Below are 24,797 nucleotides of genomic sequence, written 5' to 3' on the forward strand. Positions count from 1 at the left end.
ATCTTGGAGATCGGCTTATGCCTTGATAGGATGTGCCGGGCGCCTCCTGCGTCCGAACGGGACTCGGCTGCGCGCTTTTACCTCCTGCTAGGAACGCCGAGTAGCTTCGTCCTGGTGAGAAAGGAGACTCGGCTAAAGGCTATCGCGTCCTGCGAAAAACGCCGAGAACCTTCGTCCTGAAGGCTTGATTTATTATAGGTTAGAGGTGTTTATTTTGAAAATATCAACTAAAGGCAGATACGGGCTGACGATTATGATTGAGCTTGCTAAAAAGCATGGGGAAGGCCCGACTTCTTTGAAAAGCATTGCTCAGACAAACGATTTATCGGAACATTATTTGGAACAGCTTGTTTCACCTTTGCGGAACGCAGGGCTTGTGAAGAGCATCCGCGGCGCGTACGGCGGCTATATTTTGGGTGACGAGCCTGAGGCGATTACGGCGGGCGATATCATTCGCGTTCTGGAAGGACCGATCAGCCCGGTGGAAGTGCTTGAAAATGAGGAGCCTGCAAAGCGCGAACTGTGGATCAAGATTCGCGATGCTGTCAAGGAAGTGCTGGACTCCACGACGCTTGAAGACTTGGCCAGTTATACAGAGGGCGAGCAAGAAGCGTATATGTTTTACATTTAAGATCGAGGTGTAATGGTAGGATGGAACGGATTTACTTAGACCATGCAGCGACTTCTCCGACTGACCCCCGGGTAGTGGAAAAAATGCTGCCTTACTTAACGGAAAACTTCGGAAACCCTTCAAGCATTCATTCCTTTGGAAGGGAGAGCCGAAAGTGGCTTGACGGCACGAGGGAGCTGATCGCTCGGGAAATCGGAGCGCATTCCAATGAAATCGTTTTTACGAGCGGAGGAACCGAAGCCGACAATATGGCGATTCTCGGAACCGCGCTGGCGAGAGAGCAGCAGGGCCGCCACATCATCACGACAAAGATCGAGCACCACGCCGTTCTGCATACGTGCAACAGGCTTGAAGAAATGGGATTTGACGTCACATATCTTGATGTCGACAAAAGCGGAAGAATCTCCGCCGAGCAGGTGAAAGACGCGCTGCGGGACGATACCATCCTGGTGACGGTGATGTATGGAAACAATGAAGTAGGAACGATTCAGCCGATAGATGAGATCGGCGATCTGCTAAAAGACCATCGGGCGCTGTTTCATACAGATGCGGTTCAAGCCTTCGGCTTTTTGCCGATTGATGTGCAAAAGAGCCGCATCGATATGATGTCAGTCTCCGGACATAAACTGAACGGGCCGAAGGGGACAGGCTTTTTATACGTCAACGAAAACGTGAAGCTCAGCCAGCTGCTTTTCGGGGGAGAGCAGGAACGCAAACGCCGGGCGGGAACGGAAAATGTCCCGGGAATCGCGGGACTCGGTGAAGCCGTTTTGCTCTCAGGTCAGGAAAGAGAAGAAAAATCGGCGCTTTACCGCCGGTTTAAAGACATCGTCATTCGTACGCTGGAAGCAGATGGCGTCTCCTTCGATGTGAACGGCAGCAGAGAGCACAGCCTGCCGCATATTTTGAATCTGTACTTTCCGGGAGTATCTGTTGAATCGCTGCTCGTCAATCTCGATATGGCGGGAATTGCAGTATCGAGCGGATCGGCGTGCACGGCCGGATCTGTGCTTCCGTCTCATGTTCTCTCCGCCATGTTTGGCGAGGAAGCCGATCGGCTGACGTCATCCATTCGGATCAGCTTCGGCTTTGGCAATACAGAGGAGCAAGTGGAGCGCGCCGCGCAAGAACTTGCGGCAATTGTTCAGCGCCTGTCATAAATGTCGGGAAGCGACTTTCCGAGCTAAAGATTCGCATCTTGCCAGAAAATGATGATATGATCTGAAAGGACAAGTTTTTGAATTGATTTATTGGAGTTGATGAAAATGGCGAAGCGGCCTGAAGATACACGGGTGGTCGTCGGAATGTCCGGAGGCGTTGATTCCTCTGTCGCGGCTTTGCTTTTGAAAGAGCAGGGCTATGATGTCATCGGAATTTTCATGAAAAACTGGGATGACACAGATGAGAACGGTTTTTGCACAGCGACGGAAGATTACGAAGATGTTATAAAGGTATGTAATCAAATCGGGATTCCGTATTATGCGGTGAATTTTGAAAAGCAGTATTGGGAAAAGGTTTTTCAATATTTCCTTGATGAATATAAAGCGGGCAGAACGCCGAACCCGGATGTGATGTGCAACAAAGAAATTAAATTCAAAGCCTTTTTGGAGCACGCTTTGTCGCTTGGAGCCGATTATTTGGCCACCGGCCACTATGCGCGGATCGACCGTTCGGACGGGCGTGTTAAAATGCTCAGAGGGCTTGACGAAAATAAAGATCAGACCTATTTTCTAAACCAGCTGACAGAAGAGCAGTTAAGCAAAGTGCTGTTTCCGATCGGCGAGCTTCAAAAAAGCCGCGTCAGGGAAATCGCAAAAGAAGCGGAGCTTGCGACAGCTGCCAAAAAAGACAGCACAGGCATCTGCTTTATCGGAGAACGGAACTTCAAAACGTTTCTCAGCCAGTACCTTCCAGCACAGCCGGGAGATATGCGGACGATGGAAGGCGAATTCAAAGGCCGCCACGACGGTTTAATGTACTATACGATCGGACAAAGGCACGGCCTCGGCATCGGCGGAAGCGGAGACCCTTGGTTCGTCGTCGGAAAAGACCTCGAAAAAAACATCTTGTATGTTGACCAAGGATTCGACAATCCGCTTCTTTTCTCCGATAAGATCACGGCGACAAACGTAAGCTTTGTGCATGACGGCGTCTTCGGCGGCGAAGACGAGCTCACCTGCACGGCCAAATTCCGCTATCGCCAAGCTGATCACGAAGTCACTGTCAGAATGACCGGGACAGATGAAGCAGAGGTTGTCTTTAAAGAGCCGGTCCGCGCCGTTACGCCGGGACAAGCGGTTGTCTTTTACAGAGGCGAAGAATGCCTCGGCGGCGGAACGATTGATGATGTGTTTAAAGACGGACAACAACTTTGGTATGTATAAAACCGGGGCTCTGGATAACACCCCGGAGCTTCTCGAACGGCTGCCGGCAATGTCGGCGGCCTTTTTAAAATAGTTCGTGAAAGGGAGAGGGCTTTTGGATTACAATCAAATTGGAATAGATGCTATGCAAAAAGGCGACTTTGAAAAAGCCGCAGAAGCCTTTACAAAGGCAATTGATGAAAACAGCGGTGATCCGGTGCCTTATATCAACTTTGCCAATCTGCTTTCAGCAGTCGGGGAACTGGACAGGGCGCTTAAGTTTTACGACCGGGCGGCTGCTTTGGACGAGAAAGCGGGAGCAGCTTATTATGGAGCCGGGAATGTCTATGTCATGAAAGAGCGGTATCAAGAAGCGAAGGACATGTTTGAAAAAGCGCATCGGACGGGCATGGAAAACAGCGACTTATATTATATGCTCGGAACGACGCTTATGAAGCTTGAGCGGCCGAAGCTCGCGATGCCGTATTTGCAAAGGGCCGCTGAGCTGAACGATGCGGATGTCGAAGCCCGTTTTCAATATGCGATGTGCCTTGCCAATGAAGGGATGCTGGACGAAGCGATCACGGAGTTTTCAAATGTAACTGAGCGCGACCCGTCCCATGCAGATGCTTTTTATAATTTAGGCGTTGCCTATGCGTTTAAGGAAGATCGGGAAACAGCGCTTGCCATGCTGAACAAAGCGCTGGACATTCAGCCGGACCATATGCTCAGCATTCGCGCCAAGCAGCTTTTGGAAGAAGCTTGATTGATTAAAGGCCGTCATGACGGATTTTGAATGGAGAGGGGGAGAACAGTGATGCAGCACCATAACCCGGACCAAATCGAAATGGAAGAAGCTTCATTTGTAAAAGGAACGGTTGCGGCTGTCATTTATCATAATGAAACAAACATGTATACCGTATTAAAAGTAAAAGTGGCAGAAACATCGGAGTCTTTTGAAGACAAAACCGTTTCTGTCACCGGTTACTTTCCTTTGATCCATGAAGATGATATCTACACTTTTTACGGAAAAACCGCCTCCCATCCGAAATTTGGCCTGCAATTTCAAGCGGATCATTTTAAAAAAGAAGTGCCGACAACGAAAGAAGGCGTGATCCAATACTTGGCCAGCGATTTATTTGAAGGAATCGGCAAGAAAACGGCCGAGGAAATTGTCAAAAAGCTTGGGGAAGGTGCGATCAACAAAATTTTAAGCGACGGCGCCGTCCTGTATGATGTTCCGAAGCTCTCCAAAAAAAAGGCGGATAAGCTTGCCGCTGCCCTGCAGCAGCATCAGGGGCTCGAGCAGATTATGATCTCCCTGAGCGAATTCGGTTTCGGCCCCCAGCTGTCCATGAAAATTTATCAGGCGTACGAAGCGGAAACGCTTGATAAAATCCGCGAAAATCCGTACCAGCTTGTCAAGGATGTCGAAGGAATCGGCTTTATCAAGGCGGACGAACTGGGCGGCAGAATGGGGATCTCAGGCAAACATGAAGAGCGGATCAAGGCGGCGATTTTATACACGGTTGAAGCTTCATGCCTTCAAGAAGGACATACGTACATAGATACGAGACAGCTCATCATCGAGACGCAAAAACTGTTAAATCAGTCTGCAGGTGATGAAAAAGTAACCGAGATGGATGTGGCCGACGCGATCATTTCTTTAGGGGAGCAAAAAGAGCTGTTCATTGAAGATGAAAGGTGTTACTATCCGTCCCTTTACTACGCTGAACAAAGCTTTGCCAAAAGGGTGCAGAAAATCGCCGGACAGACCGAATACGATGACCAGTTTCCCGAATCGGAATTCCTGCTCGCTTTAGGGGAGCTTGAAGAACGGATGAAAGTGCAGTACGCGCCAAGCCAAAAAGAAGCGATTCAAAAAGCGCTGATGTCGCCGATGCTGCTTTTGACGGGCGGACCGGGAACCGGGAAAACGACCGTCATCAGGGGAATCGTCGAGTTGTACAGCGAGCTGCACGGCTTAAGCTTAAATCCGGCTGATTACAAAAAGGATGAAACGTTTCCGTTTGTGCTGGCAGCACCGACCGGCCGAGCCGCTAAGCGGATGAGTGAGTCGACCGGGCTGCCGGCCGTGACGATTCACAGGCTTCTCGGCTGGAATGGAGCCGAAGGATTTACGCACGATGAGGACAATCCGATTGAAGGGCGGCTGCTCATCATTGATGAAACGAGCATGCTTGATATATGGCTCGCCAACCAATTGTTCAAGGCGATTCCCGACCGTATTCAGGTCATCATGGTTGGAGATGAAGACCAGCTTCCGTCCGTCGGTCCCGGACAGGTGCTAAGGGATCTTTTGGCATCGAATGTCATTCCTTCTGTCAGATTAACCGATATTTACAGGCAGGCTGAAGGCTCTTCAATCGTTGAACTGGCGCATGAAATGAAACAAGGAAAGCTTCCGGAAAACTTGACCGCGCCGACAAAAGACCGTTCTTTTATTCGCTGCCGCCAGCAGCAGATTAAAGAAGTCGTCGAAAAAGTCGTCAAAAACGCGCTGCAAAAAGGATATTCGGCCAGGGATATTCAGATTTTGGCTCCGATGTACAGGGGAGCGGCCGGCATCAATGAGTTAAACGCGCTTTTGCAGGGCATACTGAATCCCCCGAAGCCGAAAGGCAGGGAACTGAAGTACGGAGATGTCGTGTACCGTACCGGCGATAAAGTGCTCCAGCTCGTCAACCAGCCGGAACACAACGTGTTTAACGGTGACATGGGTGAGATTGTTTCGATTTTTTATGCAAAAGAAAATACGGAAAAAGAAGACATGGCCGTCGTCTCTTTCGACGGGAATGAAATCACCTTTACAAAAAAAGATTTTAACCAATTTACGCACGCCTATTGCTGTTCGATCCACAAATCGCAGGGCAGCGAATTTCCGATCGTCATCCTTCCGGTCGTCAAAAGCTATTACCGGATGCTGAGAAGGAACTTGCTGTACACGGCCATCACAAGAAGCAAGAAATTCCTGATTCTGTGCGGGGAAGAAGAAGCCCTTGAATGGGGCGTGAAAAATAAAGAATCATCGGAAAGGCAGACATCGCTTAAAAGAAGGCTTCAGCAGGCGGCGCATGAAGAGGATGAAGAACTCATGGCGCTGCAAAAAGAGCTGCCTTTCAGCGTCTATGACGCCAATATCGGGATGGAAGGCATTACACCTTTTGATTTTATGGAAAAGGAAGCAGAATAAGTGTTTTTCATGGAATCCATTTCATCGTATGAGTCGCGTCGCAACAGCAGATCATAAGAATGTTCGTAAAAAGGTGGTTGATCACACTTTGAGAACATGCAATGAGCTGGAAGGACTCAATGTTTACGACAGACAATCTTCCCTCCCGCTTGGGGTGGTAACAGATATCTGTTTTTCTCACGAAGGGACATGTCTCGGATTGATTATGGAAGAGAAGCGGCGCTTTTACAATCCCCGTTCGCTTCTTCCGCTTCCCGCTGTCACCGAAATCGGACGTGACGGCGTATACGTTGATTTCACCGAATTCAAGCCGATGCAAATTCCGAAGCAGAGTCTTTCTTATGACCAGTTGAAACAAAAAATGGTCAAAAACGGAGCAGGAGACACGCTGGGCATGCTGGAAGATGTATACTTTTCTTCCGACACGGGCATAATCGTAGCATATGAACTATCAGACGGTTTTTTTGCCGATTTGTCAGGCGACAAAAAGCAGATTCACTCATCTGGAGAACCGCTTGAAGTAGGCAGAAGCACAATCGTCTTGAACGAATAAGAGGTGTGTGTTCAAATGCTCGTTTGCCCGAATTGCAAAAGCAAAAACATCGGCAAAATCGGTGTAAATCAATATTACTGCTGGGGATGCTTTATTGAGCTGACCCTTTCAAAAGGAAAAATTTCGACTCATCAAGTCGAAGAGGACGGAACATTGAGCAGCCTGGACGATCTGTTTTCAGATGACGAACGAACGATTAACCTTTGAATGGAGGTTAGAAAGTTGAATCGTACAATGACTTCTCTCATTTCTTTAGGAGCCGGGGCTTTGATGTACTACATGGCGTCTCAGAACGATATGATGAACAAGCGAAACATGAGAAAGCTGAGAAGACGCGTCATGAAAATGTTTTAAGCAGAAGGGATACCCTTAAAAGGGTGTCCCTTTTTTCTTCGGGAATAATTACAAGCAGAAATCAAAAGCTAACAAGGGGTGAAAAAAATGCTGAAAAAACCGCTGCAACTTTTAATGTGGGTCTCGATCTTCATGCTTTTGCTATTAACCGTCTATATCTTTTTGCAGCTGAGAATGATTTGGGAGCCTGTCTGCGTGCTGCTGAAGTCGATTCTGATCCCGCTTGTGATTGCGGTTTTTATCACCTATCTGCTTTTGCCTGTCGTTGAAAAGATACACCGGGCAGGCGTGCCGAGAACATTGAGTATTTTGCTGATTTATGTTCTGTTTTTTGCCGGTCTCGGCTACGCCTTTTACAAAGGGGTGCCGATTCTCATTAAACAGCTGACAGAGCTATCAGAGGGAATTCCGTTTCTTGCCGCATCTTACGAAAGCATGCTGGATCAGCTGCATCATCATACAGACGGCTGGCCCGACGGTATGCACGACAGGATCGACAGATTTGTCAATCAGACGGAAGAATTGGTAGCAAGCTGGGTGGAACGGACGATCAGAAGCATCCGGTTTGTTTTTGATTATATGCTCGTGGCTGCGATTATTCCTTTTTTAGTATTCTACATGGTGAAAGATATTGATACGATGAAGAAGGCGGTATGGTATTTGACGCCTTCTTCATGGAGGGCGAGAGGCAGCGAATTCATCCGCGATGTCGATGATTCTCTTGGAGACTACATCAGAGGGCAGCTTTTTGTCTGTCTTGTCATCGGCTTGGGAGCGAGCCTGTCATTTTGGTTTTTTGACCTGCCCTATCCGCTGATCCTCGGCCTTGTCATCGGCGCGACAAATGTCATCCCGTATTTCGGTCCCGTCATCGGCGCGATTCCCGCCGTCATGGTAGCTGCCGCTTTATCGACGAGGCTCGTTTTCGTAGTGATCATTACGATTTTGGTGCTGCAGTTTATCGAAGGCAATATTCTCGGCCCTCTTGTTGTCGGCAAAAGCCTGCATATGCATCCCGTCGTCATTATGCTTGGATTGCTGGCGGGCGGGGAGCTTGCCGGCATCATCGGCATGATTCTCGCTGTGCCTGTCATGGCCGTTATCAAAGTGATGTTCGTCCATTTTTTAGCGGCAAGAAAAGCGTGAGCGGCAGAAGTTTGACATAACGGCTTCCGTTGTCTATAATTTCGAAATAGACATACATACGTATCTCGTTTGACGGATCCGAGTATACTGAAGCCCTGTTTGATAGAGAGAAGCTCCATTGCGGTGAAAGAGCTTTAACAGAAGATCAGTAGAAGCTAATCCTGAGTGCAGGCGAAAACCTGCCGTCTTCATCCGGCGTTATTCGGATATCAAGGTGATGGGCGTTTTGTTACGCCCATAATCAGGGTGGTACCGCGAGAGGAGCTCTCGTCCCTGTGTAAACGTTGTTTGCATAGGGCGGGGGCTTTTTAATTTGCATGTGCATCATTAAAGGAGGAAAAAAATAATGAAGACATTAACATCCGCACAAGTGCGCCAAATGTTTTTAGATTTTTTTAAAGAAAAAGGGCATGCCGTTGAACCGAGCGCCTCTCTTATTCCGCATGAAGATCCCTCCCTGCTTTGGATCAACAGCGGAGTGGCGACGCTGAAAAAATATTTTGACGGACGGGTTGTGCCGGAGAATCCGCGCATCTGCAACGCTCAAAAATCAATCAGGACGAACGATATTGAAAATGTCGGGAAAACAGCCCGCCACCATACGTTCTTTGAAATGCTCGGGAACTTTTCGATCGGCGATTATTTCAAAGAAGAAGCGATCGAGTGGGCCTGGGAATTTTTAACCGATCAAAAATGGATCGGCTTCGATCCCGAACGCCTGTCAGTCACGGTCCATCCGGAAGATGACGAAGCATATGAATTATGGTCAAAAAAAATCGGCGTTCCTGAGGAACGGATCATCAGACTGGAAGGGAACTTCTGGGATATCGGCGAAGGCCCGAGCGGACCGAATACCGAAATTTTCTATGACCGCGGTGAAGATTATGGAAATGACCCGTCTGACCCGGAGCTTTACCCGGGCGGGGAGAACGAGCGTTACCTTGAAGTATGGAACCTTGTGTTCTCCGAGTTCAACCACAATCCTGATGGAACATACACACCGCTTCCGAAGAAAAACATCGATACGGGGATGGGTCTTGAACGGATGGTATCTGTTATTCAAGACGCCAAGACGAACTATGATACGGATTTGTTTATGCCGATCATCAAGGCGACAGAAGCCATTTCAGGAGAAAAGTACGGCACATCTGCTGAAAAAGATACGGCATTTAAGGTTGTGGCCGACCATATCCGGACGGCTGCGTTTGCGGTCGGTGACGGAGCGCTTCCGTCAAACGAGGGGCGCGGCTATGTCATCAGAAGGCTGCTTCGCCGCGCTGTCCGCTATGCGAAGTCCATCAATATCAACCGTCCGTTTATGTATGAACTCGTTCCGGTAGTTGCCGACATCATGGCCGCATTCTACGGCGAAGTCAAAGAAAAAGCGGACTTTATCGCGAAAGTCATCAAAACAGAGGAAGAACGCTTCCATGAAACATTGCACGAGGGCTTGGCGATTCTCTCAGAAGTGATTCAAAAGGAAAAAGCAAAAGGAAACCGCATCATTTCCGGGGAAGATGTCTTTAAACTGTATGATACGTATGGATTCCCTGTTGAACTGACCGAAGAATACGCCGAAGATGAAGGCATGGAAGTCGATCATGACGGATTTGAGCGCGAGATGGACAAGCAGCGCGAACGGGCTCGGCAGGCGCGCCAGGATGTCGGCAGCATGCAGGTTCAAGGCGGCGCTCTCCGCGATATCATGACAGAAAGCGAGTTCATCGGCTATTCCCATATCAAGACGGAAACCAAAATAGCCGAGCTTCTTCAAGACGGGGAACTTGCCGACCTCGTTCAAGAAGGCAAGAAGGTTCAGTTTATCTTGGAAAAAACCCCGTTCTATGCTGAAAGCGGCGGACAAATCGGTGATAAAGGCTGGGTTAAAAGCGGGGATGCCGTTATTCGCGTCACAGACGTTAAAAAAGCGCCGAACGGCCAGCACCTCCATGAAGGGATCGTGGAAAGCGGCGCAATTAAAAGAGGCATGAGCGTGACCGCAGAAGTCACGGAGCGGCTCAGAAAAGACATTGTCAAAAACCATACCGCGACACACCTGCTTCATCAGGCGCTGAAAGATGTGCTCGGTACGCATGTCAACCAGGCCGGCTCGCTAGTCACTGACAGCCGTCTGCGCTTTGACTTCTCTCACTTTGGACAGGTGACTAAGGAAGAACTCGAACAAATTGAAACAAAAGTGAACGAAAAAATTTGGGCATCGATTCCTGTGCAAATCGACTTAAAACCGATTGATGAAGCGAAAGCGATGGGAGCCATGGCGCTGTTTGGCGAAAAATACGGAGACATCGTCCGCGTCGTTCAGGTCGGCGACTACAGTATCGAGCTGTGCGGAGGCTGCCACGTGAGAAACACAGCTGAAATCGGCCTCTTTAAGATCGTGTCCGAATCAGGCATCGGGGCCGGCACCCGCAGGATCGAAGCGGTAACAGGGCAGGGCGCTTACGAAGAGATGAACGCCAAACTGGAGCTTCTCGAGCAGGTGGCAGAAGTCCTGAAAACCAACGTGAAGGAAGTTCCGAAACGGATCGAAGCGCTCCAGTCTGATCTGAGAGAAGCTCAGAGAGAAAACGAATCTTTATTGGCGAAACTGGGAAATAAAGAAGCCGGAGAGATTTTAGAAAAAGTAAAAGAAATTGACGGAATCAAACTGCTCGCAGAAAAAGTGAATGCCAAAGATATGAATCACCTGCGCACAATGGTTGACGATCTGAAGGCGAAACTGGGCTCAGCCGTCATCGTTCTCGGGGCGGTTCAAAATGAAAAAGTGAATATTTCCGCCGGAGTTACAAAAGATTTAATAGAGCGGGGTTTCCACGCAGGCAAGCTTGTCAAGCAAGTCGCAGAAGCATGCGGAGGCGGCGGAGGCGGCCGTCCGGACATGGCGCAGGCGGGAGGAAAACAGCCTGAGCGGCTTGCTGAAGCATTAGCATCTGCGGAAGAATGGGTAAAATCCGTTTTATAAATAGCCGTTGTGGTGTAGAATGGTGATTAGAAGGTAATCAGGCTGAAACTTTGCCTGCGAATTTGGGAAAGAGGTGCAAAACGGTGAGCTCATTTGATAAGACGATGAAATTTAACTTTTCCGACGATTCGATGGAAACCAATGTGAATGAAGTGCTGATAACTGTCCATGATGCGCTTCAGGAAAAAGGCTACAACCCGATCAACCAAATTGTCGGATATCTGCTATCAGGAGATCCCGCTTACATTCCAAGGCATCGAGATGCACGTAACCTGATTCGGAAAATAGAAAGAGACGAGATAATCGAAGAATTGGTTAAATCGTACTTAGAACAGCATAAAGAGGCGTAAACAAGCATGCGAATATTAGGTCTGGATTTAGGTTCGAAAACGCTCGGCGTAGCGCTGAGCGATGAAATGGGCTGGACGGCTCAAGGGATAGAAACGATTAAAATCGACGAGGCGGGCGGTGACTACGGCTTAAACCGCCTCGCCGAATTGACGAAAGACTATGTGATTGACAAGATTGTACTCGGTTTTCCCAAAAACATGAATGGAACCGTCGGCCCGAGGGGGGAAGCGAGCCGGAAGTTCGCGGAAGTGCTTGAAGAAACGTTTCAAGTTCCCGTCGTGCTTTGGGACGAGCGCCTCTCGACAATGGCGGCCGAAAGAATGCTGATTTCAGCAGATGTAAGCAGGCAGAAAAGAAAAAAAGTAATTGATAAAATGGCGGCCGTGATGATCCTTCAAGGATATCTCGACAGCCTAAACTCATGAGGTGATCAAGATGGAACACGGAGAAAAAAACATTACGATTGTAGACGATAAAGGAAACGAACAGCTGTGTGAAGTGCTCTTCACATTTGACAGCGATCAGTTTAACAAGTCATACGTGCTTTATTATCCGGTTGAAGCACAGGACGAGGAAGAGATCGAGATCCATGCTTCAAGCTTCGTACCGAATGAAGCCGGAGAAGACGGCGAACTGATGCCGATTGAAACAGAAGAAGAGTGGGATATGATCGAAGAGACGCTGAACACGTTTTTAGCGGATGAAGACGAAGAAGAATAAAGCAGCGGCTGAACCGCTTGACAAGATCCTAAAACTTAAACCGTTTTAGGATTTTGTCATTTTTAAATGGGCATCTCCAATCATTTGCGCCACGCTGCCGACAGGCGGCTTTTTTTATTAAATCTTTTTGTAATAAATTGCCGAATGATAACGAATCATGTAGTATAGACCGTGGGAGGAGAGGAGGACACCAATGTTTGAAGATCAGACTAAGAAACCGTTTATAAAAAGACTCCTTAAACATAAAATAAAGTTTTGGCTGACTGTGGCCGCGGTTCTGCTGATTTTAACCGCAGGCGCTGTTTCACTCTACATCAAATCGGCGCTCGAACCGGTCGATAAAAATAATGCAAAAACGGTCAACGTCTATATTCCGGAAGGATCGACCGTTACGTCGATCGCCGCCAAACTGAAAAAAGAGGACTTAATTAAAAACGAAAAAGTATTTATCGCTTATGTGAAATTTAAAAATGCCTCCGGCTTTCAAGCGGGGAATTTTCAGCTCAGCCAGTCGATGGATGCGGCCGGCATGGTCAAAAAGCTGACAAGCGCTTCGCATGTACCGGCATTTAAAATTACCGTTCCTGAAGGAAGGCAGCTCCAGGAAATCGCAGCTATCATCGCCGGACAAACCAACTACTCGGAAGCGGACATTATGAAAAAGCTGGATGACCGCGAATTCATCAGCCGATTAAAACAGAAGTATCCGAAACTGATCACCGACGACGTGCTAAACAAGAATATCAAGCATCCGCTTGAAGGATACCTGTATCCTGCGACATATCCGTTTTACGACCCTGAGACGAAACTGGACGCAATCATCGAAGCGATGATCAAACAAACAGATCAGCTGGCTGAAAAGTATGAAAAGCAGATGAAAGACAAAAAGATGTCCGTCCACAAAGCCTTGACGATGGCTTCGTTAATTGAAGAAGAAGCTACCGAAAAAGCGGACCGGCACAAAATCTCCAGCGTCTTTTACAACCGCATCAGCAAAAACATGCCATTGCAAACGGATCCGACCGTTTTATATGCGCTGGGGGAACATAAAAACCGTGTCATGTACAAAGATCTTGAAGCGGATTCCCCGTATAATACGTACAAACATACCGGTCTTCCGCCCGGGCCGATTGCGAACGCGGGAGAAAGCTCCTGGGAAGCGGCCTTAAACCCGGAGCAAACAGACTATGTTTATTTCCTTGCAAAGAAAAATGGGGAAGTCGTCTTTACAAAAACGCTTGAAGAACACAATAAAGCAAAAGCCAAATACATTACGAACACGCAGGAAAAAGGAGAGTAAAAATTACTCTCCTTTTATTCGCAAATACAAAGGTTTTATGATAAAATATATCGGGTTGTTTATTGAGAAAAGACAGTCGACTGCTTTAGGAGAGTGCTGCACATCTGACCTAAGGCTCTTTTTTATGAAAGGGAGGCCATCTGCCCGTGAAGATTGGACACGAAGAATTGACCGGCTATCTTGAAAAGCTGCTAAAGCAAAGGCCGGCTGAAATTATGAAACTGGAGGCCTATGCCGAAAAGCATGGCGTGCCCATTATGGAACCGACAGGAATCGAAGTGCTCCTGCAGCTACTTTCACTTAAAAATCCGAAAAAAATTCTTGAAATCGGTACCGCCATCGGTTATTCGGCGATTCGGATGGCACTTGCCCTTCCCGAAGCTGAAATCTTTACGATCGAGCGCGATGAAGACAGGTATCGGGAAGCGCTGAAAAACATCCGGTCATTCCAGCTTGAAAACAGAATTCACGTGTTCTTCGGCGATGCGCTCAGCGAATCGGACGCCGTTCAATCGATGGCTCCTTATGATGCGCTTTTTATCGATGCCGCAAAAGGCCAGTATCAGAAGTTTTTCAGTATATATGAAAAAATGCTCGCCGATGACGGCATCATTTTTACTGACAATGTCCTTTTCAAAGGCCTTGTCGCATCAGATTACAATCAGATCGAAAACAAGCGCATCAAAAAGCTTGTATCGAAAATAGATCATTACAATCATTGGCTGATGGAGCATCCTGACTACCACACGGCGATCCTGCCTGTGGGCGACGGATTGGCCGTCAGCCAAAAAAGAGGTGAACGGATATGAAAAAGCCTGAACTGCTTGTGACGCCGACGGCTGTTTCGGATATTAAGCCTTTGGCAGAGGCAGGCGCCGATGCGTTTATCATCGGTGAACAAAGGTTCGGTCTGCGTTTAGCCGGGGAGTTTTCCAGAGAGGAAGTAAAGGAAGCCATCATTCAGGCTCATCAAAAAGGTGCAAAAGTATATGTTGCGGTGAACGCAATTTTTCACAATGACCGGGTGCCAGAACTGAATGACTATCTTTCATTCTTGGACGGGGCAGGCGCCGATGCGGTTGTCTTCGGCGATCCCGCCGTACTGATGGCCGCACGGGAATCAGCGCCGAACATGAAACTTCACTGGAATACGGAAACGACCGCAACCAACCATTATTCCTGCAACTATTGGGGGCGAAAGGGCGCGAAGCGCGCGGTGCTCGCAAGAGAGCTCAACATGGACAGCATCGTTGAGATTAAAGAGAAAGCTGAAGTCGAGATTGAAATTCAGGTTCACGGCATGACATGCATGTTCCAGTCAAAGCGCTCCCTGATCGGCAACTATTTTGAATACCAGGGAAAAGTCATGGATATCGAGGGAAAGAAAAAAGAAAAAGGCATGTATCTTCATGATCAAGAACGCGGTAACAAATATCCGATTTTCGAAGACGAAAACGGCACGCACATCATGAGTCCGAATGACGTCTGCATCATTGATGAGCTTGAGGATTTAATCGATGCCGGCATCGATTCATTTAAAATCGACGGAATTTTAAAATCGGTCGAATACATGACTGAGGTAACGGCCATGTACCGCGAAGCCATCGACCTTTGCATCGCAGACAGAGAAGCATACGAAGACAAGAAAGACCAATGGATCGAGCGGATCGAACAGCTGCAGCCTGCAAACCGCAGCATCGATACCGGATTCTTTTTCAAAGAAACAGTATACTAAAAGGAGGGATAGCCATGTCTGCAGTAAAAGATAAAATTTCCAAAATCGTTGATGGAAAACGCGTCATTACGAAAAAACCAGAACTTCTTGCTCCGGCGGGAAATTTGGAAAAACTGAAAATCGCTGTCCACTATGGCGCAGACGCTGTATTTATCGGCGGACGTGAATATGGACTCCGCTCAAACGCAGATAACTTTTCAATTGAAGAAATGGCTGAAGGTGTCGAATTTGCGAAAAAATACGGCGCAAGAATTTATGTGACGACAAACATTTTTGCGCATGAAGAAAATCTCGACGGGCTAGAAGACTATTTGCGCGATCTCGAGGGAGCAGGTGTATCAGGCATTATCGTCGCTGACCCCCTGATCATTGAAACATGCCGCAAGGTCGCGCCGAAGCTGGAAGTGCATTTGAGCACCCAGCAGTCCCTTTCAAACTGGAAAGCCGTTCAGTTCTGGAAGGAAGAAGGCCTTGAGCGGGTCGTGCTCGCGCGCGAAACGAGCGCACTTGAGATCAGAGAAATGAAAGAAAAAGTGGATATTGAAATCGAAACATTCATACACGGTGCGATGTGCATCGCTTATTCCGGCCGCTGCGTGCTCAGCAACCATATGACGGCCAGAGACTCTAACCGCGGAGGCTGCTGCCAGTCATGCCGATGGGACTATGATTTGTATCAGACGGATGGAGCGAATGCACTGCCTTTATATGAAGAAGGCGATGCACCGTTTGCGATGAGCCCGAAAGATCTGAAGCTGATCGAATCGATTCCACAAATGATTGAAATGGGCATCGACAGCCTGAAAATCGAAGGCCGGATGAAGTCGATCCACTACATTGCGACAGTCGTCAGTGTGTACAGAAAAGTGATCGATTCTTATTGCGCTGACCCCGAAAATTTCGTCATCAAAGAAGAATGGCTGAAAGAACTGGACAAATGCGCCAATAGAGACACAGCGCCTGCTTTCTTTGAAGGAACCCCCGGATATGAAGAGCAGATGTTCGGCGTCCACGGCAAAAAGACAACATACGACTTTGCCGGACTTGTCCTTGATTATGATGAACAGACAAAAATGGTCACGCTCCAGCAGCGAAACTTCTTTAAAACCGGAGATGAAGTCGAATTTTTCGGTCCGGAAATCGAAAATTTCACATGCAAAATTGACACGATTTGGGACGAAAAAGGCAATGTGCTTGATGCAGCCCGCCATCCCCTGCAGATCGTCAAATTTAAAGTGGACAACAAGATATATCCTAGCAACATGATGAGAAAGGGGCAGTAATGGCATGGGGAAAAAACCGGTAGTTATCGGCATAGCGGGAGGCTCCGGATCTGGAAAAACGAGCGTCACCAGATCCATTTATGAACAGTTTAAAGGTCATTCGATCTTGATGCTCGAACAGGATTTATATTATAAAGATCAGAGCCATCTGCCGTTTGAAGAGCGGTTGAACACGAACTACGACCATCCGCTTGCATTTGATAATGACTATTTGATCGAGCATTTAAACGAATTGCTTGCCTACAGGCCGATCAAAAAGCCGATTTACGATTACAAGCTGCATACGCGTTCAGAGGAAGTCGTGCACGTCGATCCGAAAGATGTTATTATTTTGGAAGGAATCCTTGTTCTCGAGGATGAAAGGCTCCGCGACTTAATGGACATCAAGCTGTATGTCGATACGGATGCCGACCTGCGGATCATCAGAAGGATGGTCAGAGATATAAAAGAAAGAGGACGTTCGATCGATTCTGTCATCGAGCAGTATATCTCAGTCGTCAGACCAATGCATAATCAGTTTGTCGAACCGACGAAACGCTATGCCGATATCATTATTCCGGAGGGCGGACAAAACCGCGTCGCCATCGACCTGATGGTAACAAAAATACAAACTATTCTTGAACAAAACGCGATTTTATAATAACATAGCATAGACAAACACAACTCTGACCATATTATGTATAGAAATTGAAGGGTTCTCATCCTGAGCCCTTCTTTAACTGTATAAGCACCATTTACCGGAGCCTTCCATCCGGTTTATATGATACTTTACAAATATGGGAGAGAAGAAGGGGACAAGGGTTGTCCTCATTCTTGTATATTCAAGTCTATACCTCACATACAAGTGATGAGGAACCAACTAGAAGGAGTGAAGGAACATGGCACAAGAGAAAGTATTTCCTATGACAGAAACGGGAAAGAAAAAACTGGAAGAAGAACTTGAGTATTTGAAAACGGTTAAACGCAAAGAAGTTGTTGAACGTATTAAAGTGGCAAGAAGCTTCGGAGACCTCTCCGAAAACTCCGAATACGATTCAGCAAAAGAAGAACAAGCTTTTGTAGAAGGGCGCATCACAACCCTTGACAATATGATCCGCAACGCAAAGATCATCGAAGACGACGGTGCAAACTCAGATATCGTCGGCCTCGGAAAAACCGTTACATTTACGGAGCTTCCTGACGGTGAAGAAGAATCTTATACCATTGTGGGCAGCGCGGAAGCCGACCCGTTTGAAGGGAAAATCTCGAACGATTCCCCAATCGCGAAAAGCCTTCTCGGCAAACAGGTCGGGGACGAAGTAACCGTACAAACACCGGGCGGCGAAATGCTTGTAAAGATTGTGAAAATTTCATAAAATTTGTTTAGCAAACGATGACCTCGTCCACAATGTGGATGAGGTGTTTTTATTATGAAATGGCAAAAGCGCATGAAGTGGGTGTCGATTATCATTTCGGCTGCCCTGTTATTTCTGCTGATCAGGCTCGCTGAAATTCAACTGTTTTTTACCGAATCCTTTTCTAAACGGAATGTGAACTTAATCCAGGAAAGCGTCAAACAGCGCACGGAGGAAGTTCGGATTTCAGACGGGAGAGGATCTTTTTTAGATCGGAACGGCGAACATTTGTCCGTCAGACAAAAACCGGCCATCGTCTTATTTCCTTTTTTAAAACATCAGTCATGGCCGGCCGAAAAAGCAGCCGACATTTTAAACATGACAAAAGATGAGCTCGAGAATAAGCTTGAGCATGCGAAAAAACCTGTGATTCTCACAACACATGAAGGAGCGTCCGTTTCAAAGACAGCTCTCGAAAAAATCAATAAACTGAAATATCCCGGCGTTTACGGCGTATACATAGAAGAAACAGAAAAGAACAGGCTGGCTTCGCATACGCTCGGTATGACCAATCAAGACCCGGACCTTCTCCGACGAAAATATCCCGATAAAGACGACCTCTCCATCAGTACGAAAATCGGCACCTTCGGCATGGAGCGGACATTTGATGAATTCCTGCTCCCTGAACAAGACACAAAACTGTTGTATCATGTGGACGGATTGGGAAACCCTTTGTTCGGTATGGACGTCAAATATACGGCAGATGCAAATCCGTTTTACCCGCTGCAAGTCAAAACAACGATCGACAAAAAGGTTCAGCGGGCAATGGAAGATGTACTGGCTGACCATCAGCTTGATAAAGGCGGGGCGGTTCTGCTTGACATCGAGACGAACGGCGTGGCGGCGATTGCGAGCAAGCCCGATCTCAACATGGCATCGCAAAAAACAAGGCAGAACTATATGCTGACACCGGTATATCCCGGCTCGGTTTTTAAAACCGTGATTGCCGCGGCAGCGATCGAAAACGGCTTGGACCATCCGTCAAAAACCTTTAACTGCAATTTAAACCTGTACGGTGAGGCCGGAGAAGACAAAGGAAAGCTCAGCTTGGAAGACAGTTTTGCGGAAAGCTGCAACTACACGTTTACAAATCTTGCCGGACAGCTCGTTGAAAAAAACAGCTCCGTGATCGAAGATACCGCCGCAAAGCTTGGGCTGACCGGACGGGTCGGCTGGGAAGGGAAGCTGTATCATGAAGATGAGTTCAGACAGTTTTATCATGAAACTGCCGGATCAATCTGGGGGGATGAAAAGGACAAGAAAGTTAAAAAAGCTGTAGCCCAGACCGCCATCGGCCAAAAAAATGTGAAGCTGACCCCGTTGGAAATCGCCAACATGATGGCGACCATCGCAAGAGGCGGAGAGAAAAAACAAGTCAAGATCGCAGACCAGATCGAATATAAAAACGGCACATTGATGACGGCTTTTAAAGATCACAAGCTCCCAGGGGAGAAAATCGATCAGTATACAGCGCAAAAGCTGCAGAAACTGCTCAGAAAAGTCGTCACCTCTGAAAAGGGGACAGGCCGGCGCTTCAGCGATCTTCCGTACAATGTAGCGGGAAAATCGGGCACAGCGCAGACAGGCAGGACGACAGATGATAAAAAAACGCTCTATCATAAATGGTTCGCAGGTTATTTTCCAGCGGACAAGCCGAAATATGCGCTCGTCGTCGTCCATATGGATACGCCGGATAGCAAGGCTGCGACAAATGCCGTATTTTATGATATTGTTAAAAAAGTATATGAAATTGAAAAGAAGCAGACATAGAAGAATGCCTCAGGTGATGATAAAATAGAAAGCGAGGCAAGAGGGAAAAAGGAGTGCAATGAACTTGAGCGAAACAAGGGAATCTCGTTTTGAAAATCGTGATAAGCGCAGGAAAGCGAATCTTGTGCTTAACATTTTAATAGGCATCGTATTGGTATTAATTGTTGTCGTCGCCAGCAGTCTGATGATGAACAGCCCGAAGGAGCAGGCGCAGCAAGATGCTTCGAAAAACGATTCTGAACAGACGACAGAAGCACCTGCTTCCGACAATAAGAAACAAACGTCTGACGAAGATGTAAAAGATGAGGACAAAGGAAAAAGCGATTCTGCCGACAAAGAAGACAGCGATTCCGACTCGGACAAGGATAAAGAATCTGCTTCAGACGAGGACAAATCAACATCAGATGATCCGTTTGAAGGAGCCGAAGTGAAAGAAGGCGGTTCAAGCGCCAATGTTGAAAAAACGATCATCAATCCTGACTGGAAGCCTGTCGGCACACAACAGAGCGGACAGCATACCGCAACATATGATTCTTCTTCACAAGACTGGAAAGAAATGCTTGAAGCCATTTCATATGCGACAGGGGTTTCCCAGGATAACATGACGTTGATCTGGCTCGGAAACAACGGCAGCCCGCAAGATGCGAAAGGAACCATTCAGGCGAAGGACACCGGCGTCAAATACCAGGTAGCCATTACTTGGGTTGACGGAAAAGGCTGGAAGCCGACAAAAGTTGAACAGTTGAAATAAAGAAAAAAGCGTCCGGTTTTAACAACCGGGCGCTTTTTTTTATGATTCGGCTTTAAAATGAACGACTGCGCTGTAGTGGATCCGTCCGTCAATGACTGCTGTCTGATGGGAAACCGAATGGACCCTCAGCAAAATCGCCTGGTTGTTTTCAATCTGCTGACTGATCTTTTTTTCAAGCTCCTCTAAGCTCAGCGCCTCAAAAAACTCAATTTTATCTTTGATCAGATCGAGCCCGAAGTTCATAAACCAATCCTCCATTCGTTTCAAGTCATTTTTTATTAAAGCAGAGAAGCGGCCGGGTGACAAGGGAAATATAACCAAGCCTTTTTTGTACCCAAAACGAACGACTTGTGGTAGGATAAGAACTAATCAACCGAATAAATCATACTATACTTATAGGAATTGTAAAAATAGATGGAGAGTGACGATAAAATGGGAAGAGAGTTCATTCCTTTATTTGAGAACTGGGCAAATTCTTATGATGATACAGTAGTTGGCCGCGATCTTCAGTACAAAGAAGTATTTCGCAACTACGACGGCATTTTGAATGATGTCGTCAGCCGCTCCGGGCATAAAGTTCTTGAATTCGGCGTCGGCACTGGCAATCTGACTGCAAAATTGCTGGCAGCCGGAAAGGGAGTCACAGGTGTAGAACCTTCAAAAGCAATGAGGAAAATTGCCGAGGCAAAGCTAGCGGAGAATGCAGTGATCGTTGACGGAGACTTTCTCGACTTTCCGGAACCGCCGTTTTCTCCCGACACGATTGTCAGTTCCTATGCGTTTCACCACCTGACAAACGAAGAGAAGCGGGAGGCTGTGAAGCGATATGGAAAAATGCTCGGAAAGCATGGTAAAATAGTGTTTGCTGATACCGTCTTCAAGGATCGGGAAGCCTTCTCTGCCGCTGTTAAAAATGCGAAGGAAAAAGGATTCCTGCAATTGGCGGAAGACCTTGAAACGGAACATTATCCGACGATTTCGGAGATGGAAACGATCTTTACCTCAGAACAATTCAGTATCGCCTTTCAAAAGCATAATGATTTTGTCTGGGTAATGGAAGCGGCAAAATTGTAATTTGAAGGGAAGTTTTAAGATATGAAAATCGCAGTTATCGGAGCAATGGAAGAAGAAGTCACGATTTTGCGAAGCAAGCTCGAACAGACGAACCAAGAAGTCATCGCAAACTGTGAATTTACCAGCGGATTTTATGAAGGAAAAGAAGTCGTACTTTTAAAGTCCGGCATCGGCAAAGTCAATGCAGCCATGAGCACGACGATTCTGCTCGACCGCTTTAAACCGGACGTTGTCATCAACACCGGATCAGCCGGCGGCTTCCATCATTCGCTTAATGTCGGAGACATCGTCATCTCGACCGAAGTCCGCCATCATGATGTCGATGTCACGGCATTTGATTATGAATATGGACAGGTTCCGAATCTGCCGGCCGCATACAAGGCCGACAGTACATTGATCAAAGCGGCGGAAGACGAAGCGTCTGAACTGGGACACATTCAGGTTGTCAAAGGAACGATTGCAACAGGCGATTCCTTTATGAGCGATCCTGACCGCGTGGCATTCATCCGCGGCAAGTTTGAAGACCTTTACGCGGTTGAAATGGAAGCGGCTGCTGTCGCGCAGGTTTCTTATCAATTTAATACGCCGTTCGTTGTCATCAGGGCGCTTTCAGACATCGCCGGAAAAGAGTCAGAAATTTCATTTGACCAATTTTTGGAGCAAGCTGCCAAGCATTCGACAGATCTTGTGCTCCGCATGATCAAAAGAATCAATTAAAAACAGGGGGGAGCCCCCCTCTGTTTTGCACCTCTTGAAGGAGGAAGGAACATGAATGTGATCAAGGACATCACCCAATTGATCGGCAAAACGCCGCTTCTGCAGATTATGAATTTTCACATCCCCAGCGGTGTTAACATATATGCAAAGCTTGAAATGATGAATCCGGGAGGCAGCATTAAAGACCGGCTCGGAGAAGTGATGATTGCTGAAGCCGTCGATTCGGGAAAGCTGAAACCCGGTGGAACGGTCATTGAGGCGACAGCAGGCAATACCGGAATCGGGCTGGCCCTCGCCGCCAGAAAGCACGGGATTAGACCCGTTTTTTGCGTGCCCGAGCATTTCAGCATGGAAAAACAGTCGATCATGAAAGCGCTCGGCGCTCGAATTGTTCATACCCCCAGAAGTGCCGGAATGAAGGGCGCGATTGAAAAGGCACTTGACCTTGAGAAGGAGATTCCCGATTCTTATTGCATTTTGCAGTTTAAAAACCCAGTAAATCCATTGGCTTACTATAAAACGATCGCCCCGGAAATATGGGATGATCTTGACGGCCGGATTGACGTCTTCGTCGCCGGCGCGGGATCAGGCGGCACTTTTGCGGGAACCGCCAAGTTTCTAAAAGAAAAAAATCCGTCCATTAAAACGGTTATTGTTGAACCTGAAGGCTCGATTTTAAACGGGGGGGAACCGCGCGGACATAAAACCGAAGGAATCGGAATGGAATTCATTCCGGAATATATGGACGAAAGCCATTTCGATGAGATTTACACCGTGCTTGACGAAGATGCGTTCTGGCTTGTAAAAGAAGCCGCTGAAAAGGAAGGGCTTCTGATCGGAAGCTCATCAGGCGCCGCGTTGTTTGCCGCGTTGAAAGAAGCCGAAAAAGCGAAAGCCGGCACAAACATTGTGACAATTTTCCCCGACAGCAGCGACCGCTATTTAAGCAAAAAAATTTACGAAGGAGGAATATGAGATGAAGCCAAAAACGAAAATGATTCACGGCGGCATTACAGGAGACGAACAAACAGGGGCGGTATCGGTTCCTATTTACCAAGTCAGCACGTACAAACAGCCGCGCGCCGGACAGCATACAGGATACGAATATTCCCGGACGGGAAATCCGACAAGAACGGCGCTCGAATCCTTGATCGCGGATGTTGAAGGCGGTGCAGCAGGCTACGCGTTCGGCTCTGGGATGGCAGCGATCACAGCGGTCATGATGCTTTTTAAAAGCGGCGATCACATCGTGTTGACAGATGATGTATACGGCGGCACATACCGCGTGATGACAAAGGTAATGAATCGCATCGGTATTGAAGCGACCTTCAGTGACACGAGCAGCATTGAAGACATCGAAAAAGCGATCAAGCCGAATACAAAGGCGATTTATGTTGAGACGCCGACAAATCCTTTATTGAAAATCACGGACATCAAGAAAGCCGCTGAAACAGCGAAAAAGCACGGCCTGTTGCTGATAGTCGACAACACCTTCTACACGCCGTACTTTCAAAACCCAATTTCGTTGGGAGCCGATATCGTCCTTCACAGCGCGACGAAGTACTTGGGCGGACACAGTGATGTCGTCGGCGGACTGGTTGTGACAGCCTCGAAGGAACTCGCAGAAGAGATTCATTTCATTCAAAATTCTACAGGCGGGATTCTCGGGCCTCAGGATTCCTGGCTCTTAATGAGAGGTATGAAGACCCTTGGCTTGAGAATGGAAGCCCATGAGCAAAATGCCAGGAAAATCGCGGCTTTTTTAGACGATCATCCCGTCGTCAAAAAGGTTTATTATCCAGGGCTGCCGTCCCATCCGGGACATGAGCTTGCCAAGCGGCAAAGCACGGGATTCGGCGGCATGATCTCGTTTGATATCGGAAAAGAAGAGAACGTGGACCTTGTCCTTGGCCGTCTGAAATGGTTTACGATTGCCGAAAGCCTTGGCGCGGTTGAAAGCCTGATTTCGGTGCCGGCGCGGATGACTCACGCTTCGATCCCGCGTGAACGCAGGCTGGAGCTTGGCATTACAGACGGATTGATCCGCATTTCCGCCGGGGTAGAAGATATTGACGATCTGTTGGAAGACTTGCAGCAAGCGCTGGCCCCGCTTTCTTAAAATGGCTGAATTTACATGTCTGGTCATCTGTCAATCTATGTTATCCTGAATCATATCCATTATGAATCAAAAGCAGGTGATCATGACATGCAGAAGAAAAAAGTCAAATCGCTGATGGAAGACTATAAGCAGTTTGCTTTTACGCTTCTCAGCGTAAGCGCATTTTTATATATCGGATCGGTCATTCCCGGCCAAGGTTTGGAAACCGGCCAAAAGGTGACAATGATGCTCGCGACATGCGGCTTTTTGGGAGGAGCTTTCTATTGTGTGAAGCGCTCGCTCAAATATAAAAGACAATTAGACGAGATGGAAGAATCGTAAGCGGAGAGACTCAGAGAG

The 24,797-nt window shown here is 47.6% G+C and carries 27 protein-coding genes; 26 read left to right on the top strand and 1 reads right to left on the bottom strand.

Translation table 11 applies throughout. The features are described 5' to 3' along the window. The first annotated feature begins 214 nt into the window (after positions 1 to 214). The 21 genes from cymR to MST20_RS13770 all read left to right on the top strand — a co-directional run bounded on the left by cymR (position 215) and on the right by MST20_RS13770 (position 20,548). Positions 215 to 631: a cysteine metabolism transcriptional regulator CymR gene (cymR, locus tag MST20_RS13670; RefSeq protein ID WP_023855382.1), complete on the top strand. Its 417-nt coding sequence runs from the start codon at positions 215 to 217 to the stop codon at positions 629 to 631. Positions 632 to 651: 20 nt separating this feature from the next. Continuing rightward, a complete protein-coding gene (locus MST20_RS13675) occupies positions 652 to 1,791 on the top strand; it encodes a cysteine desulfurase family protein (protein WP_243942865.1) in 1,140 nt (379 codons plus the stop codon). Positions 1,792 to 1,896: 105 nt separating this feature from the next. After that, entirely contained in the window at positions 1,897 to 3,015 is a 1,119-nt protein-coding gene (gene mnmA / locus MST20_RS13680) for a tRNA 2-thiouridine(34) synthase MnmA (protein ID WP_243942867.1), read from the top strand. A gap of 94 nt (positions 3,016 to 3,109) precedes the next feature. Beyond that, on the top strand, positions 3,110 to 3,760 hold the full coding sequence (locus tag MST20_RS13685; protein ID WP_243942870.1) for a tetratricopeptide repeat protein: 651 nt from the start codon (positions 3,110 to 3,112) through the stop codon (positions 3,758 to 3,760). Positions 3,761 to 3,811: 51 nt separating this feature from the next. Further along, complete coding sequence (gene recD2, locus MST20_RS13690; RefSeq protein ID WP_243942872.1) at positions 3,812 to 6,208, top strand: SF1B family DNA helicase RecD2; 2,397 nt, start codon at positions 3,812 to 3,814, stop codon at positions 6,206 to 6,208. A gap of 88 nt (positions 6,209 to 6,296) precedes the next feature. Further along, a complete protein-coding gene (locus MST20_RS13695) occupies positions 6,297 to 6,761 on the top strand; it encodes a PRC-barrel domain-containing protein (protein WP_243942874.1) in 465 nt (154 codons plus the stop codon). A gap of 15 nt (positions 6,762 to 6,776) precedes the next feature. Beyond that, the gene (locus MST20_RS13700) at positions 6,777 to 6,968 is read left to right on the top strand and encodes a hypothetical protein (RefSeq protein ID WP_016885531.1); all 192 of its coding nucleotides are present in this window, start codon (positions 6,777 to 6,779) and stop codon (positions 6,966 to 6,968) included. A gap of 15 nt (positions 6,969 to 6,983) precedes the next feature. Further along, positions 6,984 to 7,115 (top strand): YrzQ family protein, encoded by a 132-nt coding sequence (locus tag MST20_RS13705; RefSeq protein WP_003183926.1) that lies wholly within the window; start codon positions 6,984 to 6,986, stop codon positions 7,113 to 7,115. Between the two features lie 87 nt (positions 7,116 to 7,202). Next, positions 7,203 to 8,261: an AI-2E family transporter gene (locus MST20_RS13710; RefSeq protein WP_243942876.1), complete on the top strand. Its 1,059-nt coding sequence runs from the start codon at positions 7,203 to 7,205 to the stop codon at positions 8,259 to 8,261. Between the two features lie 346 nt (positions 8,262 to 8,607). Further along, complete coding sequence (gene alaS / locus MST20_RS13715; protein ID WP_243942878.1) at positions 8,608 to 11,244, top strand: alanine--tRNA ligase; 2,637 nt, start codon at positions 8,608 to 8,610, stop codon at positions 11,242 to 11,244. Positions 11,245 to 11,327: 83 nt separating this feature from the next. Next, a complete protein-coding gene (locus MST20_RS13720; protein ID WP_003183920.1) occupies positions 11,328 to 11,594 on the top strand; it encodes an IreB family regulatory phosphoprotein in 267 nt (88 codons plus the stop codon). Positions 11,595 to 11,600: 6 nt separating this feature from the next. Continuing rightward, positions 11,601 to 12,020, top strand: a complete 420-nt coding sequence (gene ruvX, locus MST20_RS13725; protein ID WP_243942880.1) for a Holliday junction resolvase RuvX — start codon at positions 11,601 to 11,603, stop codon at positions 12,018 to 12,020. A 10-nt stretch (positions 12,021 to 12,030) separates the two neighbouring features. Next, entirely contained in the window at positions 12,031 to 12,315 is a 285-nt protein-coding gene (locus MST20_RS13730) for a DUF1292 domain-containing protein (RefSeq protein WP_016885528.1), read from the top strand. A 193-nt stretch (positions 12,316 to 12,508) separates the two neighbouring features. Beyond that, a complete protein-coding gene (mltG, locus tag MST20_RS13735; protein WP_243942882.1) occupies positions 12,509 to 13,615 on the top strand; it encodes an endolytic transglycosylase MltG in 1,107 nt (368 codons plus the stop codon). Positions 13,616 to 13,761: 146 nt separating this feature from the next. Beyond that, entirely contained in the window at positions 13,762 to 14,424 is a 663-nt protein-coding gene (locus MST20_RS13740; RefSeq protein WP_020452393.1) for an O-methyltransferase, read from the top strand. Then, positions 14,421 to 15,350: a peptidase U32 family protein gene (locus MST20_RS13745; RefSeq protein ID WP_243942884.1), complete on the top strand. Its 930-nt coding sequence runs from the start codon at positions 14,421 to 14,423 to the stop codon at positions 15,348 to 15,350. Before MST20_RS13740 ends, MST20_RS13745 begins: the two co-directional genes overlap by 4 nt. A 14-nt stretch (positions 15,351 to 15,364) precedes the next feature. Then, positions 15,365 to 16,633: a peptidase U32 family protein gene (locus tag MST20_RS13750; protein WP_243942885.1), complete on the top strand. Its 1,269-nt coding sequence runs from the start codon at positions 15,365 to 15,367 to the stop codon at positions 16,631 to 16,633. A 4-nt stretch (positions 16,634 to 16,637) separates the two neighbouring features. Continuing rightward, positions 16,638 to 17,273 carry a uridine kinase gene (udk, locus tag MST20_RS13755; protein ID WP_075752107.1) on the top strand — a complete coding sequence of 212 codons (636 nt, stop codon included), beginning with the start codon at positions 16,638 to 16,640 and terminating at the stop codon, positions 17,271 to 17,273. Positions 17,274 to 17,511: 238 nt separating this feature from the next. Next, entirely contained in the window at positions 17,512 to 17,988 is a 477-nt protein-coding gene (gene greA, locus MST20_RS13760; RefSeq protein WP_020452389.1) for a transcription elongation factor GreA, read from the top strand. Between the two features lie 54 nt (positions 17,989 to 18,042). Then, complete coding sequence (locus tag MST20_RS13765; protein ID WP_243942887.1) at positions 18,043 to 19,797, top strand: peptidoglycan D,D-transpeptidase FtsI family protein; 1,755 nt, start codon at positions 18,043 to 18,045, stop codon at positions 19,795 to 19,797. A gap of 58 nt (positions 19,798 to 19,855) precedes the next feature. Further along, complete coding sequence (locus tag MST20_RS13770) at positions 19,856 to 20,548, top strand: YrrS family protein (RefSeq protein WP_123032355.1); 693 nt, start codon at positions 19,856 to 19,858, stop codon at positions 20,546 to 20,548. 39 nt (positions 20,549 to 20,587) lie between these two features. Here MST20_RS13770 and MST20_RS13775 read toward each other — a convergent pair whose 3' ends face one another. Beyond that, positions 20,588 to 20,791 (bottom strand): YrzA family protein, encoded by a 204-nt coding sequence (locus MST20_RS13775; RefSeq protein WP_043928220.1) that lies wholly within the window; start codon positions 20,789 to 20,791, stop codon positions 20,588 to 20,590. 189 nt (positions 20,792 to 20,980) lie between these two features. Between MST20_RS13775 and MST20_RS13780 the strand changes: the two genes are divergently transcribed. From MST20_RS13780 to MST20_RS13800, 5 genes are all read left to right on the top strand, one after another. Continuing rightward, complete coding sequence (locus MST20_RS13780; protein WP_243943416.1) at positions 20,981 to 21,622, top strand: class I SAM-dependent DNA methyltransferase; 642 nt, start codon at positions 20,981 to 20,983, stop codon at positions 21,620 to 21,622. Positions 21,623 to 21,643: 21 nt separating this feature from the next. Continuing rightward, positions 21,644 to 22,339 (top strand): 5'-methylthioadenosine/S-adenosylhomocysteine nucleosidase, encoded by a 696-nt coding sequence (mtnN, locus tag MST20_RS13785; RefSeq protein ID WP_243942889.1) that lies wholly within the window; start codon positions 21,644 to 21,646, stop codon positions 22,337 to 22,339. Between the two features lie 51 nt (positions 22,340 to 22,390). After that, complete coding sequence (locus MST20_RS13790) at positions 22,391 to 23,314, top strand: PLP-dependent cysteine synthase family protein (RefSeq protein WP_243942891.1); 924 nt, start codon at positions 22,391 to 22,393, stop codon at positions 23,312 to 23,314. A gap of 1 nt (position 23,315) precedes the next feature. After that, positions 23,316 to 24,458, top strand: coding sequence for a bifunctional cystathionine gamma-lyase/homocysteine desulfhydrase (locus MST20_RS13795; RefSeq protein WP_243942893.1), 1,143 nt, complete (start codon positions 23,316 to 23,318; stop codon positions 24,456 to 24,458). Positions 24,459 to 24,545: 87 nt separating this feature from the next. Beyond that, complete coding sequence (locus MST20_RS13800; RefSeq protein WP_123032409.1) at positions 24,546 to 24,779, top strand: YrhC family protein; 234 nt, start codon at positions 24,546 to 24,548, stop codon at positions 24,777 to 24,779. The last annotated feature ends 18 nt before the right edge of the window (positions 24,780 to 24,797 follow it).

Origin of the sequence: Bacillus sp. B19-2, assembly GCF_022832475.1 — a bacterium.
Taxonomy (GTDB): Bacteria; Bacillota; Bacilli; order Bacillales; family Bacillaceae; genus Bacillus; species Bacillus paralicheniformis.

Bases quoted from the DNA above. Each gene is read 5' to 3' on its own strand.
- MST20_RS13780 (WP_243943416.1), top strand. From the start codon at position 20,981: ATGGGAAGAGAGTTCATTCCTTTATTTGAGAACTGGGCAAATTCTTAT.
- MST20_RS13730 (WP_016885528.1), top strand. From the start codon at position 12,031: ATGGAACACGGAGAAAAAAACATTACGATTGTAGACGATAAAGGAAAC.
- MST20_RS13800 (WP_123032409.1), top strand. From the start codon at position 24,546: ATGCAGAAGAAAAAAGTCAAATCGCTGATGGAAGACTATAAGCAGTTT.
- MST20_RS13700 (WP_016885531.1), top strand. From the start codon at position 6,777: ATGCTCGTTTGCCCGAATTGCAAAAGCAAAAACATCGGCAAAATCGGT.
- alaS (WP_243942878.1), top strand. From the start codon at position 8,608: ATGAAGACATTAACATCCGCACAAGTGCGCCAAATGTTTTTAGATTTT.
- MST20_RS13795 (WP_243942893.1), top strand. From the start codon at position 23,316: ATGAAGCCAAAAACGAAAATGATTCACGGCGGCATTACAGGAGACGAA.
- MST20_RS13675 (WP_243942865.1), top strand. From the start codon at position 652: ATGGAACGGATTTACTTAGACCATGCAGCGACTTCTCCGACTGACCCC.
- ruvX (WP_243942880.1), top strand. From the start codon at position 11,601: ATGCGAATATTAGGTCTGGATTTAGGTTCGAAAACGCTCGGCGTAGCG.
- recD2 (WP_243942872.1), top strand. From the start codon at position 3,812: ATGCAGCACCATAACCCGGACCAAATCGAAATGGAAGAAGCTTCATTT.
- MST20_RS13790 (WP_243942891.1), top strand. From the start codon at position 22,391: ATGAATGTGATCAAGGACATCACCCAATTGATCGGCAAAACGCCGCTT.
- udk (WP_075752107.1), top strand. From the start codon at position 16,638: ATGGGGAAAAAACCGGTAGTTATCGGCATAGCGGGAGGCTCCGGATCT.
- MST20_RS13765 (WP_243942887.1), top strand. From the start codon at position 18,043: ATGAAATGGCAAAAGCGCATGAAGTGGGTGTCGATTATCATTTCGGCT.
- mnmA (WP_243942867.1), top strand. From the start codon at position 1,897: ATGGCGAAGCGGCCTGAAGATACACGGGTGGTCGTCGGAATGTCCGGA.
- MST20_RS13710 (WP_243942876.1), top strand. From the start codon at position 7,203: ATGCTGAAAAAACCGCTGCAACTTTTAATGTGGGTCTCGATCTTCATG.
- MST20_RS13745 (WP_243942884.1), top strand. From the start codon at position 14,421: ATGAAAAAGCCTGAACTGCTTGTGACGCCGACGGCTGTTTCGGATATT.
- greA (WP_020452389.1), top strand. From the start codon at position 17,512: ATGGCACAAGAGAAAGTATTTCCTATGACAGAAACGGGAAAGAAAAAA.
- mltG (WP_243942882.1), top strand. From the start codon at position 12,509: ATGTTTGAAGATCAGACTAAGAAACCGTTTATAAAAAGACTCCTTAAA.
- MST20_RS13750 (WP_243942885.1), top strand. From the start codon at position 15,365: ATGTCTGCAGTAAAAGATAAAATTTCCAAAATCGTTGATGGAAAACGC.
- MST20_RS13770 (WP_123032355.1), top strand. From the start codon at position 19,856: ATGAACTTGAGCGAAACAAGGGAATCTCGTTTTGAAAATCGTGATAAG.
- mtnN (WP_243942889.1), top strand. From the start codon at position 21,644: ATGAAAATCGCAGTTATCGGAGCAATGGAAGAAGAAGTCACGATTTTG.
- MST20_RS13775 (WP_043928220.1), bottom strand. From the start codon at position 20,791: ATGAACTTCGGGCTCGATCTGATCAAAGATAAAATTGAGTTTTTTGAG.